At 63.5% G+C, this 3,665-nt stretch carries 3 protein-coding genes; 1 reads left to right on the forward strand and 2 read right to left on the reverse strand.

Features of this window, described 5'->3' with window-relative positions; genetic code table 11:
- Window positions 1-9 precede the first annotated feature (9 nt).
- Window positions 10-426, reverse strand: coding sequence for a cytochrome c oxidase subunit 4 (locus tag WAW17_RS18700; protein ID WP_422334429.1), 417 nt, complete (start codon window positions 424-426; stop codon window positions 10-12).
- Between the two features lie 38 nt (window positions 427-464).
- A complete protein-coding gene (locus tag WAW17_RS18705) occupies window positions 465-1,535 on the reverse strand; it encodes a cytochrome c oxidase subunit II (protein ID WP_422334430.1) in 1,071 nt (356 codons plus the stop codon).
- Window positions 1,536-1,785: 250 nt separating this feature from the next.
- On the opposite strand from WAW17_RS18705, the gene asnB reads away from it, so the two are divergent.
- A partial coding sequence (gene asnB / locus WAW17_RS18710; RefSeq protein ID WP_422334431.1) for an asparagine synthase (glutamine-hydrolyzing) occupies window positions 1,786-3,665 on the forward strand: 1,880 nt, incomplete at its 3' end.

A 3,665-nucleotide genomic window follows, 5' to 3' on the forward strand; every position in this document is an offset into this window, starting at 1 on the left:
GTTCTCGGATCAGTGCTTCTCGGGTCCGACGTAGTACTCGAAGACGAGACCCGCGGCTGCGGCGATCACGGCGACCGCGCCGACCGCGATCATCCAGAACTGGAAGAACGCCAGCGCGACGGCGGCGAGGGCGGCTGCACCCGCGAGCAGGATCGGCCAGTAGCTACCCGGACTGAAGAACCCGAGGTCGCCGGCACCGTCAGCGATCTCAGCCTCTTCATAGTCTTCGGGACGGGTGTCGAGACGACGAGCGACGAAGCGGAAGTACGTTCCGACGATCAACGTCAGGCCCGCCGAGAGGCAGATCGCGGTGAGACCCGCCCACTCGATTCCCGTTCGCGACAGGGCGGTGAACACGCCGTACACGATCGCGACGAGAATGAAGAATACCGTCAGGATCTCGAAGAGCTTGGCTTCGATCTTCATATCAGCACTTGTCCTTGGTCGAAGAGTGTCGTTCGGTCTCAGTTGCCTTCGGCGCCGGACGCCTGCTGGTATCCGCGGTCGGTGGTGAAGGGGGTGGTCGACGTTGCGACGGGCGACTCACCGATCTTCTCCAGCGCCTGTGCCGTCGTGAGAGCCTGTCCACCCTCGTCCGCCGGCTTCCGCAGCTCGATGTACTGGGCGAACTTCTCCGGGCTCACAGCGCGAACCTCGAAGTTCATCATCGAGTGGAAGGTGCCGCACATCTCGGCGCACCGTCCGACGAACGCGCCTTCCCTCTCGATCTCGCTGATCTGGAAGACATTGTCCGAGTGGTTTTCCTTCGGGTTCGGGTTGACGTCCCTCTTGAAGAGGAACTCCGGAACCCAGAACGAGTGAATCACGTCGGACGACGCGAGTTCGAACTGAATACTCTTGCCGGTCGGCAGTACGAGGACCGGGATCTCCTGGCTGGATCCGATGGTCTCGATCTTGTCGTAGTACAGGTACGAGAGGTCCTCGGGGCTCTTGCCGTGGATGGCCCCGGGCTGCACGTGGCCGCCCTCACCCTCGGTTTCCGCCGCATTGCCCGCCGCCGCAACGGCGGCCTGAGCTTCCTGGTCGACGCCGTCGTAGCGTGCCGTACCGTCACCGAGGTCGATCGTGCGGTATCCGAACTTCCAGTTCCACTGGTAGGCGGTGACATCGACGACGACGTTGGGATTGTCGTCCTTCTCGAGGACGTGGTTCTGCACGACCACGGTGAAGTAGAAGAGCACGGCGATGATGACGAACGGAACAGCCGTGTATGCCAGTTCGAGAGGTACGTTGTACGCCGTCTGGCGCGGGAACTCCGGCGAGTCCTTCTTCTTGCGGTGGAAGATCACCGCCCAGAAGGTGAGTCCCCACACGAGGACACCCATGACGAGGGCGGCGATGACCGACCAGGTCCAGAGTTCGCGCATACGCTCTGCCTGCGGGGTTACGCCCGAAGGCCACCCGAAACGAAGCACCTCGTTGTCGATTGAACAACCCGACAGCAGCAAGGCCGCAACGCCCAAAGATACTGCCAACCCTGCCCGCCGAAGGATCCGACCTTGCGCCACGTTCACGCCTTCCTGATCGCCGCAAATTCTACAGGGCACACCCAAAGGGAAGGCCCAATTACTACGCAGCGTAGACCAAAGACGGCGATGATCCACCCTCGGGTCGGTGGGTCGTGTCGCTTTGGGAGGCAGTTGCAGTGGCGCCGGTGCCCCTGACAAGGCGCGCAGGATTTCTGCGGCATACTTTCGAGCAGAGTTTCCTTGACCCCTCCACACGTGGAGCCTTCCAAGATTCTGAATTGAGGTACCGGACGCTGTGTGCGGATTGCTCGGGTTACTGACCTCCGGAGAAACCAACGACGACGCCGTTTCACAGGTCGACAAGGCGATGCACTGCCTGCGCCATCGTGGGCCGGACGAGCACGGGACGTGGCACGACGACCACCTGATCTTCGGGTTCAACCGGCTGTCGATCATCGACATCGAACATTCCCACCAGCCGCTGCGCTGGGGACCTGCCGAGGACCCGGAGCGGTACGCCCTCACATTCAACGGCGAGATCTACAATTATCTCGAGGTCCGCGCGGAACTCGCGGAACAGTTCGGAGCGCACTTCTTCACCGACGGTGACAGCGAAGCCATTGTCGCGGCGTTCCACTACTGGGGCGAGGACGCGGTACGGCGGCTGCGTGGCATGTTCGCGTTTGCGATCTGGGACACCCAGACCCGCGAACTGTTCATCGCCCGTGACCCGTTCGGTATCAAACCGCTGTTCCTGGCAACGGGCACCGGCGGAACCGCGTTCGGCAGCGAGAAGAAAAGCCTTCTGGAGCTCGCCGATCTCATCGGCATCGGGACCGCGCTCGATCCGCGCGCGATCGAGCACTACACCGTGCTCCAGTACGTGCCGGAGCCGGAGACCCTGCACAAGCAGATCCGCCGGCTGGAATCCGGGTGTTTCGCTCGTCTGCGGCCCGGTGGGGACCCGGTGATCACCCGGTACTTCACGCCCACCTTCCCGGTGCGGCCGTTCGCCCCCGGCACCGAGAAGGCGCGCTATCGGGAGATCTCCGAGGCCCTCGAGGATTCGGTGGCCAAGCACATGCGCGCCGACGTCACGGTCGGTTCGTTCCTGTCGGGAGGCATCGATTCGACGGCCATCGCAGCGCTCGCGATGCGCCATAACCCGGATCTCATCACGTTCACCACCGGATTCGAGCGCGAGGGCTACTCCGAGGTCGACGTCGCCGCGGAATCGGCCGCGGCGATCGGCGCGCGGCACATCGTGAAGGTGGTGAGCCCCTCGGAATTCGTGGCAGCGATCCCCCAGATCGTGTGGTACCTCGACGACCCGGTTGCCGACCCTGCCCTGATTCCGTTGTGGTTCATCGCCAGGGAAGCCCGCAAACACGTCAAGGTGGTGCTCTCCGGAGAAGGCGCTGACGAGTTGTTCGGCGGATACACCATTTACCGCGAGCCGATCTCCCTCAGGCCCTTCGAATACCTGCCGAAGGGCCTGCGCAGGGCCGCCGGGAGCCTCTCGGAGCGAATACCCGACGGCACCCGCGGGAAGAGCCTCCTCAATCGTGGTTCCCTCACGCTCGAGGAGCGCTACTACGGCAACGCCCGCAGTTTCAACGACGCACAGTTGCGTGCCGTCCTTCGGGACTTCCGCCCGCAGTGGACACACCGGGACGTCACCGATCCGATCTACGCCCAGTCACGGGGCTGGGATCCCGTGGCCCGGATGCAGCATCTCGACCTGTACACCTGGCTGCGCGGCGACATCCTCGTCAAGGCCGACAAGGTGACGATGGCCAACTCCCTCGAACTTCGGGTGCCGTTCCTGGATCCCGAGGTGTTCGAGGTGGCGTCGCGGGTGCCGCTGGACCAGAAGATCACCAAGAGCACGACCAAATACGCGCTCAGGCAGGCCCTCGAAGGCATCGTCCCCGCGCACGTACTCCATCGGGCGAAGCTGGGCTTCCCGGTACCGCTCCGTCACTGGCTGCGCGGCACCGAGTTGTTCGATTGGTCGCACGAGCAGATCGCCGCTTCGGGCACGGATCACCTGTTCGACAAGGCAGCGGTCACGAAGATGCTGAATGAGCACCGGGACGGCGTGTCCGACCACAGCCGTCGGCTGTGGACCGTGCTGATCTTCATGGTGTGGCACGGCATCTTCGTGGAAAAGCG

Origin of the sequence: Rhodococcus sp. (in: high G+C Gram-positive bacteria) (genome assembly GCF_049286785.1) — a bacterium.
GTDB lineage: Bacteria > Actinomycetota > Actinomycetes > Mycobacteriales > Mycobacteriaceae > Rhodococcus_F.

Bases quoted from the DNA above. Each gene is read 5' to 3' on its own strand.
- WAW17_RS18700 (WP_422334429.1), bottom strand. From the start codon at position 426: ATGAAGATCGAAGCCAAGCTCTTCGAGATCCTGACGGTATTCTTCATT.